The organism is Sulfitobacter sp. M368 (genome assembly GCF_025141875.1).
Lineage (GTDB): Bacteria > Pseudomonadota > Alphaproteobacteria > Rhodobacterales > Rhodobacteraceae > Sulfitobacter > Sulfitobacter mediterraneus_A.
The window spans coordinates 3,427,431-3,439,648 of sequence record NZ_CP081113.1; the positions used below are offsets into that span (position 1 = coordinate 3,427,431).

General features: G+C 56.9%; 10 protein-coding genes. All 10 read right to left on the minus strand.

Annotated features, from left to right (window positions below; all coding sequences use genetic code 11):
- Window positions 1–50 precede the first annotated feature (50 nt).
- On the minus strand, window positions 51–2,039 hold the full coding sequence (locus K3754_RS16920) for an ATP-binding protein (protein WP_259938786.1): 1,989 nt from the start codon (window positions 2,037–2,039) through the stop codon (window positions 51–53).
- 167 nt (window positions 2,040–2,206) lie between these two features.
- A complete protein-coding gene (locus tag K3754_RS16925; protein WP_203209965.1) occupies window positions 2,207–3,145 on the minus strand; it encodes a PleD family two-component system response regulator in 939 nt (312 codons plus the stop codon).
- Between the two features lie 350 nt (window positions 3,146–3,495).
- On the minus strand, window positions 3,496–4,641 hold the full coding sequence (locus tag K3754_RS16930; RefSeq protein ID WP_259938787.1) for a lytic murein transglycosylase: 1,146 nt from the start codon (window positions 4,639–4,641) through the stop codon (window positions 3,496–3,498).
- A gap of 109 nt (window positions 4,642–4,750) precedes the next feature.
- Window positions 4,751–5,212 carry a CreA family protein gene (locus tag K3754_RS16935; protein ID WP_259938789.1) on the minus strand — a complete coding sequence of 154 codons (462 nt, stop codon included), beginning with the start codon at window positions 5,210–5,212 and terminating at the stop codon, window positions 4,751–4,753.
- Between the two features lie 42 nt (window positions 5,213–5,254).
- The gene (locus tag K3754_RS16940; protein ID WP_259938790.1) at window positions 5,255–6,475 is read right to left on the minus strand and encodes an aminopeptidase P family protein; all 1,221 of its coding nucleotides are present in this window, start codon (window positions 6,473–6,475) and stop codon (window positions 5,255–5,257) included.
- Between the two features lie 184 nt (window positions 6,476–6,659).
- Window positions 6,660–7,838, minus strand: coding sequence for an ABC transporter permease (locus K3754_RS16945; protein ID WP_203209961.1), 1,179 nt, complete (start codon window positions 7,836–7,838; stop codon window positions 6,660–6,662).
- A 3-nt stretch (window positions 7,839–7,841) separates the two neighbouring features.
- The gene (locus K3754_RS16950) at window positions 7,842–9,491 is read right to left on the minus strand and encodes an ABC transporter permease (protein ID WP_259938792.1); all 1,650 of its coding nucleotides are present in this window, start codon (window positions 9,489–9,491) and stop codon (window positions 7,842–7,844) included.
- Window positions 9,488–9,778 carry a DUF1330 domain-containing protein gene (locus K3754_RS16955; protein WP_203209959.1) on the minus strand — a complete coding sequence of 97 codons (291 nt, stop codon included), beginning with the start codon at window positions 9,776–9,778 and terminating at the stop codon, window positions 9,488–9,490. Before K3754_RS16955 ends, K3754_RS16950 begins: the two co-directional genes overlap by 4 nt.
- A gap of 75 nt (window positions 9,779–9,853) precedes the next feature.
- The gene (locus tag K3754_RS16960; protein ID WP_203209958.1) at window positions 9,854–10,960 is read right to left on the minus strand and encodes an extracellular solute-binding protein; all 1,107 of its coding nucleotides are present in this window, start codon (window positions 10,958–10,960) and stop codon (window positions 9,854–9,856) included.
- A gap of 120 nt (window positions 10,961–11,080) precedes the next feature.
- Window positions 11,081–12,181, minus strand: a complete 1,101-nt coding sequence (locus K3754_RS16965; protein WP_025049595.1) for an ABC transporter ATP-binding protein — start codon at window positions 12,179–12,181, stop codon at window positions 11,081–11,083.
- Window positions 12,182–12,218 lie beyond the last annotated feature (37 nt).

Below are 12,218 nucleotides of genomic sequence, written 5' to 3' on the forward strand. Positions count from 1 at the left end.
TGTTTGAGCCTTCTGGAACGGCCCGCGATTGTCGGGGCAATCCGGAGGGCTCATTCAGCGCTCTGAAGCGGCAATGTCACCTTGAACACGCTGCCTTCACCTTCGACACTTGTTGCAGTGAGCGTTCCGCCATGCGCCTCGACAATCTCGCGCGAGATGGCGAGGCCAAGACCGGTGCCGCCGATGCCCCGCTTGTTGGACGAATCCACTTGATGAAAGGGCTCAAACACCCTCTCGACCTGATCGGGCGGAATGCCCATGCCGGTGTCTTTGACCCTGATTTCGATCTGGTCTCTGACAATCTCTGCGATCAGGGAAACGCTGCCTTTTTCGGTGAATTTTGTGGCGTTGCCCAGAAGGTTCATCAAAACCTGCTGGATCCGCTTGGCATCAAGATCCAAAGTCGCAGACACAGGTTGGACGTTTAGCTCCAGACCCTTCTGTTCAACCATCGGGGCCATCTGGCCAGCCGCCGTTTGGATGATCTCGCCAATGTCATTGGGCTGAATATCAAGGGACAGGCCGCTGGCCTCGATCTTGGCAAAATCCAGAATTTCGTTCACCAAGAACAGCAGATGCTCGCCGGACCGCTCCAGCTTTTCCATCATGCCAGAGATCATCTCGTAGACCCCGGACAGTTGGGTCTTGAGCGCCGCGCCTTCACTGTCCGGCAACGCATCAATCGACGCGGTCAGTTCCTTGGCCTTGGGCAGACGCTCAACCTGTTTGGACAGGCGGGCTGTGCCGAGGATCACGGTCAGCGGCGTGCGCAATTCGTGGCTGAGAACGGCCATAAAGTCCGATTTGGCCTTGTTCGCCGCCTCCGCCCCCAATTGAGCCTCTTTCAGCTCGGAGACATCAATGCGCAGGCCGACTATGCTGCCGTCAGGCATGGTCCGGTCCGAGGCTTTGATCACGCGGCCATCTGACAGGAAATGTTCTGCATCGAAATCACCCCCGCGCTTTGCGTTCCATTCGGCAAGCCATTCTTCTTCGCGGCCAACAGCCGATGGGAAAATCCCGCGCTTGAGCCCACGCAACACCAAATCTTCGTATGATGCGCCCGGCTCGATTGCGTCGCGGTTCAGGTTGTAGATGTCGAGGTATTTCTTGTTGTTCAGCACCAATCGGTCATTGGGGTCGAACATGATGAACCCGTGATCCAGTGCATCAATGGCATTCGACAGCCGCACCTCGGCGATACGACGGTTGTCCGCCAGCCGGATGACGTACCACAGCAAGAACAGCGCAAGACCAATGGCGATAAAGGCAAGAAGACGATCAGAATTGTGATCGGGTTTGTGCAGGGGCCAACCGCCAACGGGGACGGCCGCCAATTGCCAAACACCATAAGGGAAATCCAGCGTCAAAAGCACCGGGTCTTGGCCCAGAATGTCCTGATCCCCAAAGAGAACGTGATCAGACGCCCCGCCATTGGTCGTATCCTGGATCATGATCTCATAGTCTTGGCCGATGTCCGGCAAGCCCAGGTTGGTGAGAAACTTTTCATAGTCCAGCACAACGGAGATGATACCCCATGGAGATTTATCTACCCCATCCCCGACATAGACCGGTTGGCGCAGAATGAGGCCCCGTCCACCCTGCACGAGGTTGACCGGCCCGGTGATCAATCCCTTGCCGGTCTCCATGGCCTGTTTCACCATTGGGTATTGTTGCTTGTTACTGCGATAATCGAGACCAATCGCGCGTTCGTTGCCCTCGGCCGGGATCACTCTTGTAACGACAAGATCCGGCGCAATCCCAATAGAAATCAAATCCGGCGTTGTCTCGATCAATTGCTCTGCGCGGGCAGACAGCTGATCACCCTCCATGGACGGATTTTGACCGACAATCGTGGCGAGTTCGCTCAACTTGAGGATACGGTCGATGATCTCTTTGCGGATGTTCTCGCGCAGCTCGACCAGTTGCAGCGTTGTCTGCAACTTGTTGTCATTCAGATACGCATTATCGCCCAGCTTTTCGAGCCGCCCTGCAATCAGGATGCCTATCAATGCGGCAATACTTAGAACCCCAACCATTCTGATATTTGAAAACAGGGTAATTCCGCCGCTCATTGCAGGGTCAGTCTCTTCATTGGTTAATCTTTACTTCAGCAAAACCAAACAGGAGGGTGGTGTCAACTTGAAGTCGACACCGCAACACATCCTAAGGGGGATGTTCCGCCACGTATGGTTGTAAAAGCCTGTTACTGCAGTCTGACGCTCTGATCCAGATGATTTTTCACTGCGTACAAAAGGTAAGAAGGCTCAACCCCTTCCGGCACTTCATTGCCATGGATTTGCCAGCTGCTGTAATCAGTGCGCAAATCCTGCGCACTCAAAAGCTGGCTGTCCACTTCACCAATCGCCGTCGTGATCGCATCTTTGAGGGTCATTGCCGGCCTGCGCACCGGCGCAAAGGACAGGATCAGGAATGCACCTTTGCCCAAATACGTGACGATCCCCTGCCAGGGTTGAGCGTGCGAGGCGATCACAGAGGCAAGTTTCACCAGATATTGATGTGTCTGCGGTTCCTGCAGCGATTGCGTCACCTCTGGCAAATTGTTCAGTCTCAGCGCCATAAGGCTGACGTTACCGTGTAGGGTGTTGCTGATCCGGGCAAAGCAGTTTTCAAAGGCGCCCAGCCCAACCAGGCCACTTTCAGTGATCTGTGCAGGTGTTACAGGGCGGTGCAAGGCACAGAACCGTTTGAGTGTTGTGTCACCGTTGCCTGCATCCTCTGACACGTCTTGCGAACGGCGTGCCAATTCGACCATCCGCGTTTCGACACCGTATAGACGTGTCTCCAGTTCAAAGAACTCGAACGGCTTGGTGACATAATCCCATGCACCCGCCACAAATGCCTCGGCGATGTTCTTTTTGTCATGCTGCGCGGTAAGCATGATGATCGGCACAAATTCATACCCGTTGTGCCGCCGGATCATCGGGATCAATTCGATCCCGGTCTGAACCGGCATATTGATATCAAGCAAGATGCACTCAAAAGGTGTGCTTGACGCCTCGATCAATTGTAATGCCTCTTCGCCGGATTTGGCGAATTGGACATTCTCGTAGTCAATCGAGGATAGGAACAGTTCTAGAATTTCAAGGATTAGGATATCGTCATCAACGACTAGGATCTTCATGGTTAGTATCCTTTGGCTTCTCGCCTTCCCATTTGGCCGTCCGGAGCGTCCGAAAGCGCGTGCTTACACTGACCGCCTTGCGGGAAAGTGCCTGAGGTGTGCTTCTGCATCAAACTTCATCCCATGAGTTTGGGTGCAGATATTCTACCATAAAGGGAGTATTCTCCAAACAAATAGTGGACAACATCCACCACTTCCACAAGGCAGAAGATCGAGGTGGAAAACTTCCCACTATATTTGCCTGAGATTGGCAAAACTTGTCGCCATATCTTTAATCGGGCTTAAACTCGCCAAATCCTCCGCCCGCCGGGCGGGATACTTTTTCAAATATTAACGGGTTTTCGCCGCTCTCAGCCAAGCGTCCGAAGCAACGCGATTGAGGGGTCGCCCGTCGGTGTTTGGCCAATGCTCGATTGATAGGCCGCAATCGCCTTGCGGCTGTTCGGACCGATCACCCCATCCGCGCCATCGGTGTCAAAGCCGCGCGCCGTGAGCCGTTCCTGCAGGCGCTGCCGGTCCGCTTTGGTCAGCCCATATTTATCGGGTGGAAAGCTGCCTTTGATCGGGCCACCACCGGCGATCCGGTCTGCCAGATGCCCCACGCCAATCGCATAGCTGTCGGAATTGTTGTAGCGTTTGATCACTCGGAAATTCGAGGTCACGACAAATTTTGGCCCGCCCGGTTGTGGCTGGATCACCGATCCGGCGCTTGCAGGCAGGGTGCCCGCTTCGCCGCCCCATTTGCGCCCCCGTGTCCATCCGTTGCGTGACAGATACGCCGCCGTTGAGGCCAATGCGTCAGACGGATCTTCGGACCAGATATCGCGCCGTCCGTCCCCAGTGAAATCGACAGCGAAGGCTTGATAAGAAGTCGGGATGAACTGGGTATGCCCCATTGCTCCTGCCCATGATCCAGTCATGCGCGCGGGGCTGATATCGCCGTTCTGCAAAATCTTGAGAGCGGCAATGAGCTGTTTTTCAAAGAACGCGCCGCGGCGCCCGTCAAAGGCCAATGTGGATGTGGCCGAGATCACCGGCACATCGCCGCGCCGTTCGCCGTAATAGCTTTCCAAGCCCCAGACCGCCGCGACGATCTCGGCGGCCACGCCATAGCGTGCTTCGATCGCCGCCAGTGTGCCGCGATGGCGGGCATAGGCGGCGCGGCCCTTGGACACCCGTTCATCCGACGCTGCGATGGCAAGGTAGTCTTCCAGAGTGCGGGTAAATTCGGTCTGATTGCGGTCCCTTTTGACCACGCCGGGCAAATACCCCGCGCCGCGAAACGCGCTGTTCAGGACCGAGATGGAGATGCCTTGCGCCTCGGCACGACCGCGAAAGGCGGCGACCCATGCATTGTATCCGGTGTTGAACTGCGGTCGCAGATCAGCGGGCAAGCCGCCTGTCTGTACCGGGACGACACTGCGCCCGCCAGTGGAACAAGCCGAAAGGCCAAACGCGCCCAAACCAGCAATCATTGTTCTGCGTGAAATATCCATGTGCCTGCTGCCCTGTTTGTTTTCCATCAGTATAGAACAGGTTGAGACACGCGCATAGCGGGTACCTGCGGCCCAAGCAAAGATCAGCGGATCTTGGCGCGAGATCCTACTATTGCGTCGGTTGATACAACGGGACGGTAGACATCGACATCTTGGCAGAGCCGTTTTGCACATCCCGCGCGTGACTGATGTAAATCAGGGTGTTGTTCTTCGCATCAAATATCCGTTTGACCCGAAGCGTTTTGAAGATGATCGAACGGCGCTCGCTAAAGACATTCTCGCCTTCGTTGTCACGCTCGATATCTCCAATTTCAATGGGTCCGGTCTGGCGACAGGATATCGAAGAGTTCGAAGGGTCCTCGAACCAATTGCCCTTTTGCAACCGATCGATCAGACCGCGTTCAAAATAGGACAGATGGCAGGTGACACCCTTGACCTTGGGATCCTGCACCGCCTCGACAACGATGTCATTGCCAAGCCAGTCCACGTCGACGTTGCCCACAACGTCAGCGAAGGCGGGCATAGACAGGGCACAGGCGATAGCGGGGGCAAGGATGCGTTTGAAACTCATGTAGACAAACGCAGCCCCCTTGCCCCCGGTTCCATCTTGTTCTCAGCTGTCGATGATGTTGTGACCCGGCCCATAGGGGAAGCCGGTGATATTCTCCACGCCATCCTCGCTGATCACCAGAATATCATGCTCGCGGTAGCCACCCGCCCCCGCGGTTCCTTCGGGCACCCAAAGCATCGGCTCCATCGAGACAACCATGCCCGGTTCCAGAACGGTGTCGATATCCTCGCGCAACTCCAGACCGGCCTCGCGGCCATAGTAGTGGCTGAGAATGCCAAAGGAATGGCCATACCCAAACGACCGGTATTGCAGCAGGTTCTCCTGCGCGAAAAAGCGGTTGATCTCTTCGGTAATGCCGCTGCACGTCGCGCCCTGTTTGATCAGGCTGATGCCCAGTTCGTGTGCGGCCACGTTGGCCTCCCACAGACGCAGGCTTTCGGCGTCTGGCTGGCCGAGGAACAATGTGCGTTCCAGCGCGGTATAGTAGCCAGAGATCATCGGGAAGGTATTCAGAGACAGGATATCGCCTTTTTGCAGGGCGCGCTTGGTGACGGGGTTGTGTGCGCCATCTGTGTTCAGCCCCGATTGGAACCACACCCAGGTGTCGCGGTATTCGGCATCGGGGTAGGCGCGGGCGATTTCGGCCTCCATGGCGTCACGGCCCGCCATCGCGATCTCGATCTCGGTTGCCCCTTCGCGGATCGCCGCGTGGATGGCCGCGCCGCCAACATCAGCGGTACGTGCGCCCCCTTTGATCAGGGCAATCTCTTCGTCCGATTTGATCATCCGTGCGGTCATCGTGTCAGGCGCGATGTCCGGCAGTTCGGTTGCGCCCAGTATTTCGGTTGCCTTGTCGCGCATCGCCAGCGTCAGGTGATCCCCTTCGATGCCAATCCGCTTGGCCCCGCCGGTAAGCCCCGCCACCGCCCGCCAGTAGTTGTCACGCTTCCAATCGGTGTAGATGACATTGTCCTCTACCGACCGGCGCCATGGCTGTCCGGCGTCAATGTTGGCCGAGACGGTTGTGCAGGCCTCTTGCGTCACCACACAGCCGTAGGGACGCCCGAAGGAGCAGTACAGAAAGCCGGAGTAATAGGCGATGTTGTGCATCGAGGTCAGCAGCACAACGGGAATGTCCCGTGCGGCCATGATGCTGCGCAGCTTGGCCAGACGGCGGGCGTATTCTGCCTTGGAAAACGGCAATGGGGCTTTGTCGCCATTGTGGGACGTGAAAAATTCAGGGCGGTTTGCGATATCGACCATGGTGGGTCTCCTGTCTCAAGGTCGGACAGAAGACGCCCGACCACACGTTCCGGCGTTCAGAACGGGGGAGGCATCGTAGGACGATGGCCGCGCGGCAAGCAGGGTCCACGACGCCATCGCGGGCAAGCTGCGCAAGGGGTTTGCTACTCCCCTTGGCAATTTACGTCAACATTTTTTGCGCGGGTTAAGCCGGCGACATGCCGCGAAGCCGCTCGGACCGGCGGCGCAGAACCTCGACCACGGTCAACAGCGCGATGGAGACCACAACAAGGATCGTTGCAACCGCCAGAATGGTCGGGCTGATCTGTTCCCGCAGGCCCGTGAACATCTGCCATGGCAGGGTTTTCTGGCCAGCAGACCCAACAAAGAGCACCACGACCACTTCATCAAACGAGGTGATAAAGGCAAAAAGACCGCCCGAGATTACACCCGGCAAGATCAGCGGCATCTGCACCCGGAAGAAGGTCGTCACCGGCCCTGCCCCCATATTCGCAGCGGCGCGGGTCAGCGAGTTGTCAAAGCCCACAAGCGTGGCCGTCACGGTGATGATCACGAACGGGATGCCAAGTGCGGCGTGCGCCAGAACCACACCGATATAGGTGCCTTGCAGGCCAATCCGGCTATAGAAGAAGTACATGCCAGCGGCCGAGATGATCAGCGGCACAATCATCGGCGAGATCAGGATCGCCATGATCGCCCGGCGGAACGGCACGTGCGGCTGGCTGAGGCCAATGGCGGCCAGGGTGCCAAAGCTTACCGATAGAAGGGTCGCCATTGGCGCGATCTGAACGGAGTTCTTCAGTGCATTCTGCCAGTCAGAGTTGGTCAGGAAGTCGCGGTAATGCTTGAGCGAGTAGCCTTCAGGATCAAAGCGCAGCATTTCGGGCGTGAAGGTAAAGAAATCCTCGGCGTTAAAGCTGAGCGGCATAACCACAAGGATGGGCGTGATCAGGAACACAAGGATTGCGCCGCAGATCACCCGGAAGGTGAAATGCCACAGAACCTGACCAGGGGTCAGATAGGGCGCAACCCGTGCGCGGTATCGTCCCTCGTACAGCCAGAAACTGAACCAGCCAAAGAACCAACCGAAGGCCGCACCGATGATCATCGCCGGAAGGCCGCCAAGGAAAAACCCGACGATGGCAAGGATCACCACAAGACCCCAGCGGCTCGGGCTTTCCGCCTTAATGATCTGGGTCATCACGAACGCAGCGGCGGCCAGCAGGACCGCCCCCAGAACCACGCCCAGCAGGCTGGCGCCCTGCGCGGTCCCGACAAAAAGTCCCGCCACAGCGCCAGCGGCGGCAACCACGGGCACATAGAACGAAACAGGCGTGCGGGAGATAGGTGTCAAAGCAGCCATGGATCAGCCCCCCAATTTTACGTTGTCGATGCCGACGATGCGGTCATAGGCCCAATACAGCCCCAGAACCACGGCCAGCAGGATCGCACCCAATGCAGCCGCAAGGCCCCAATTGAGCGAGCTGGAAATGTGATAGGCAATCCGGTTCGAGATGAACGTGCCGGTCGTGCCGCCCACGATCTCGGGTGTGATGTAGTAGCCGATGGACAGGATGAACACGAGGATCGACCCCGCACCAATGCCCGGCACCGATTGTGGGAAATAGACCCGCCAGAAGGCGGTCCAGTTGGTTGCGCCCAGCGACTTGGCCGCACGTAGATAGCTTGGCGGTATCGTCTTCATCACCGAATACAGCGGCAAAATCATAAACGGCAGCAGGATATGCGTCATCGCGATGATCGTGCCTGTTTGGTTATTGATCAGCGCAAGCCGGCTGTCATCGGCCACAACGCCCAGCCAGACCAAGGTGTCATTCACCACACCTTGTTGTTGCAACATCACCTTCCATGCCGATGTCCGAACCAGAAGAGAGGTCCAGAAAGGCAGCAGCACGAGGATCATCAACAGGTTTGCCGTCCGCGCAGGCAGGTTGGCCAGGATAAATCCAACGGGATAGCCGAGCAGGATACAGCTGCCGGTGATCACCATGGACATGAACAGCGTCCGCACAAACAACTTGAGATAAAGCTGTTCATTTTCGGGGCGCATTTCGGGGCCGTCGATGGTTTTCTGCATATCCACCGCATTCAGGAAATACCCGGCGGTGAATTCGGGGCTGTAAACCTGCAAGGTGCGCCAGACGTCAATGCTGGCCCAATCCTTGTCGATCTTGGTAAAGGCCTCGGTGAAATTCACGGTTTCAAAACCAGAAACCGCTGCGGCGGCTTCTTGCAACTCTGCGGCCCCCTCACCGGAATAGCCGGCGACATTCGCGCCCGCAGTCAAATCATCATAAAGTGCGGAATAGACAATCGCCCATGGATCTTCTTTGGCCAGGTTGTCATTTTCGTCCACCTGAACAAACTCGGCAAACAGGCTGAACTTTTCGGACGTCTGCGGCAGCAGCGCGGCTATCTCTGGTTTGATTTCAAGCCGTGGCTGTGGCTCCTCTGATTTCTTGTCCCATGCGTTCTGCGCAGCCAGCCAGCTGGAGGTACCCATCAGCACGTTCCAGTTCTCGCCCTTCTTCCAGTACTTGTTGAGGTCTTCGAACTGGTCTTGATAGACCTCGCCCATGTCTTCGACCTTGCGACCCGATTTGCGGAACAGGCTGGAAACGCCCGTCAATTCGTAGTTGAGGCGGGAGCCAAGGCGCGTGTGCAGTTTGCGTTCCTTGGCGATAAACATGTCCTCATAAAGGTTCTTGAAAACGGGCTCTGGCGGGGGCGTTTCACCCTTTGCGTCCCAATCGGCCAGCGCAGCCGTGGTGCGCGGCAGGGTATCCGACACGATCTGGTTCTCGACAGAGCGGAACAGCATATCGGCGATCGGCGCGATAAAGGTCAAAAGCACAAAGATCAAAAGCGGCGCGATCAACATCAGCGCCCGCAGTTTCTGGCGGCGCAGTGCGCGGTTCAAGCTGGATTTTAATGTTGTGCCATCGGCGGCCAACATGGGGCCATCGGATGCGGTAGTTGCGGTTTTGTCGGTCATTCTGCGCCCTCCACGACAAGGATCGTGCTGTCGGCGGTGCGTTGCCGGATTTTGGCAACCTCTTGATATTCAGGGTCGTTATAGGCGGCGAGCGCCTCTTGATACGATGGGAACTCCAGCACCACGTGCCGCTCGAATGCGTCACCTTCCATCAGCTGGCTTTGCCCGCCGCGCACAAGGAATTTGCCACCAAGACGTTTGAGGATCGGCGTGTCGCGCTCCACATACTCCTTGTAGGCTTCGGGGTCTCTGACCGTAATATGGCCAATGATATATCCCTTGGGCATCGAGGTGTTCTCCTATCGTAGGGGATCAGGGGCCAATGGCGGCCCCTGATGATAGCTTAGCCATTCAAGGCTGGCTTATTGTGCCAACCACGCCTGGAATTTCGCGTCGATGTCATCGCGGTAGTCAGCCCAGAACTCGTAGTTGTAGAGGAAGGTGTTCTTGGCGTTTTCGGGATCTGTTGGCATGTGTGGTGCCATGTCGATACCCAGATCCGCGTGCTGACCGACCAGCGGTGCAGAGGATGCACGTGCCGGACCATAGCTGATGTACTTGGCCTGATCGGCCAGACGCTGCGTGTCCGTCGCGAACATGATGTAGTCCAGCGCACGGGCTTTACGTTCGTCGCTCAGACCTGCCGGAATGATCCAACCGTCAAGGTCAAACACCTGCGCGTCCCAAAGCATGGCAACCGGTTGCTTTTGCTCTTCGATGACCGAGAACAGACGGCCATTGTAAGTGGAGCCCATCACAACTTCGCCATCAGCCAGAAGCTGCGGTGTATCGGCACCAGCGGACCACCAGATCACGTCGTCTTTGATCGTGCCCAGCTTGTCCAGCGCGCGCTGCTGACCTTCGGCTGTTTCCAGAACGTCATAGACTTCATCCTTGGCTACGCCGTCACAGATCAGAGCCCATTCCATGTTGTTGATCGGACGCTTTTCCAGGGACCGCTTGCCTGGGTAGGCTTCGGTGTCGAAGACCGCGCAAACGGATGTTGGCGGCGTGTCACCGACCATGTCTGTGCGATAGCCGAATGTCGTGGAATAGACGATCTGCGGGATAAAGCAGTCGGAAACCAGCAGGTCGCCGAAGTCGTCCGCCGCAGATGTGCCATCGGGCGCAGCCGCCAGATGCTCATCAGGGTCGATTTCCATGGCCAGACCTTCGTCGCACAGACGGATCGCATCCGCCGCAACAACGTCAACCACATCCCATGTCACGTTGCCTGCTTCGTTCATCGCACGCAGCTTGGCCACCGCTTCGGCAGAAGATTCATCGTTGATGATCTTGACGCCGGTCTTCTCCATATAGGGGTCGTGGTAGGCTTTTTGTTGTGAGTTGGAGTATGCGCCGCCCCAGCTTACGATGGTCATCTCGCTGGCCATGTGGCCATCAGCAGAGGCCATACTTGCCGCAACAGTCAGTGCGGTCGTGGCCAAAAGAGCTTTGGTCATTTTCATTGATAGTCTCCCAGTTATGTACCCGTTGAATGCTTGGCGTGACGGCAACGGGCTTGGCCGACGCGCCTTTGTGTGCGTGGACCAACGTATTGGACCACGACAAACCCCATGCACCTGCCCTTAGGCGTCCAGCGCACGGCAGTCCTCTGCAAGCCAGCCGATTTCGATCTGCTGACCCGGCTTCAGACGCACCTGATCAGGTGCGTTCCGTGTCTTGATGACAAAATCGTCCCGCCCTGCAACTCGAAGGCGGGTGCGGAAGATGTCACCCATATAAATAAATTCTAGCACTTCGGCGTTCAGCGTATGTGCATCCGCGCTCAGCCGGTCCTTGTTGTATTCCACCCGCTCTGGCCGGATTGACACGCGTGTACGTTCGCCCACTTTGCTGACGTTTACCGGCTTGGCATCAATCAGTCCGCCGCCATCAAGCTGCACCAGGGCGCGGTCATTGTTGATCTCCTTGACCACACCCTCAAGCGTGTTGTTCTCACCAATAAACTGCGCAACGAAGCTGTTTTCCGGCGCTTCGTAAAGCTGATCTGGCGGAGCAAGCTGTTGAATGCGGCCATCATCAAACACCGCGACACGGTCTGACATGGTCAGCGCTTCGGTCTGGTCGTGGGTCACGTAAACCGTGGTAATCCCCAAATCATGTGCCAGATTGGTGATTTCAAACTGCAGCGTTTCGCGCAGCTGTTTGTCGAGTGCGCCCAGTGGTTCGTCCATCAACACCAGCTCAGGTTCAAATACCAAAGCCCTCGACAGGGCGATCCGCTGCTGCTGACCACCGGACAATTGCGCCGGACGGCGACCGGCGAAATCGCCCATCTGCACCATATCCAGCGCCCGTTTGACTTTTTCTTCACGCTCGGATTTCCCGATCTTGCGCACTTCCAAAGGGAAAGACAGGTTTTCAGCCACTGTCATATGAGGGAATAGCGCGTAGTTCTGGAACACCATGCCAATGCCGCGTTTGTGCGGCGGGATATTGTTGATCGATTTGCCATCAAGCCGGATGTCGCCATGGGTGGCTGTCTCGAATCCGGCCAGCATCATCAGGCAAGTGGTTTTCCCAGAGCCCGATGGCCCAAGCATGGTCAGAAACTCGCCTTTGGGCAAAGAAAGATTGAGATCCTTCACAACCAGAGCTTCGCCATCATAAGATTTTTGCACGCGTTCGAACTCGACGAAAGCCGCGTCGTTTGACGATGTATTCACGTCGTCTCCCTTCCCCGTTCTGACCGCAGCAGGTTCA

What these genes read in the sequence shown, in the direction of transcription:
- K3754_RS16920 (WP_259938786.1), bottom strand. Translation starts at nt 2,039, where the DNA reads ATGGTTGGGGTTCTAAGTATTGCCGCATTGATAGGCATCCTGATTGCA.
- K3754_RS16925 (WP_203209965.1), bottom strand. Translation starts at nt 3,145, where the DNA reads ATGAAGATCCTAGTCGTTGATGACGATATCCTAATCCTTGAAATTCTA.
- K3754_RS16930 (WP_259938787.1), bottom strand. Translation starts at nt 4,641, where the DNA reads ATGGATATTTCACGCAGAACAATGATTGCTGGTTTGGGCGCGTTTGGC.
- K3754_RS16935 (WP_259938789.1), bottom strand. Translation starts at nt 5,212, where the DNA reads ATGAGTTTCAAACGCATCCTTGCCCCCGCTATCGCCTGTGCCCTGTCT.
- K3754_RS16940 (WP_259938790.1), bottom strand. Translation starts at nt 6,475, where the DNA reads ATGGTCGATATCGCAAACCGCCCTGAATTTTTCACGTCCCACAATGGC.
- K3754_RS16945 (WP_203209961.1), bottom strand. Translation starts at nt 7,838, where the DNA reads ATGGCTGCTTTGACACCTATCTCCCGCACGCCTGTTTCGTTCTATGTG.
- K3754_RS16950 (WP_259938792.1), bottom strand. Translation starts at nt 9,491, where the DNA reads ATGACCGACAAAACCGCAACTACCGCATCCGATGGCCCCATGTTGGCC.
- K3754_RS16955 (WP_203209959.1), bottom strand. Translation starts at nt 9,778, where the DNA reads ATGCCCAAGGGATATATCATTGGCCATATTACGGTCAGAGACCCCGAA.
- K3754_RS16960 (WP_203209958.1), bottom strand. Translation starts at nt 10,960, where the DNA reads ATGAAAATGACCAAAGCTCTTTTGGCCACGACCGCACTGACTGTTGCG.